The organism is Bradyrhizobium ferriligni, from assembly GCF_056837965.1.
The window spans coordinates 1-456 of sequence record NZ_JBXEJO010000267.1; the positions used below are offsets into that span (position 1 = coordinate 1).

The window sequence follows — 456 nt, forward strand, 5'->3', positions numbered from 1 at the left end:
TGTATTTTCTTATCAAGTAGATCATCGTCTTTTCTTTTGGTAACAGGTTGTTCAGTATCTGTCAATGTAGCTTTTGGCTTTTCCACTAAATCAGGTAGGAATCTTACGCGTTTGGGTTGGGGTCCTTTGCCCTCAACTATGGCAGGAGTTTTACCTGCGCCCAATAAAGCTTCTTCCGTTTGCTACTTCAAATGCACAGGAGCAGTTATCCAATTGATTAAAATATTTCGAGTTTCAAATATGACTGCAATTATTTGAAATAATTTCATTACTTCAGCTGGCTCTATACCATTTTGCTCCTTTGAACGATTAAGATCTCTAATTATTTCTGAAGTTTTCTGGCCAATTACAACATCATGTCCTACTATGCGAGCCAATGCTTTTGAATCACCAGCATTTTCTAATAATTGTTCAGTTAACTCTTGTAAATTACCGGCTTCAGTTAATGCTTTAATA

General features: G+C 36.2%; 1 pseudogene. It reads right to left on the reverse strand.

Annotated elements, in window-relative coordinates:
- Window positions 1-456 (reverse strand): annotated as a pseudogene (locus AC1VNY_RS42650) (Dot/Icm T4SS effector LegC6); the annotation flags it as partial.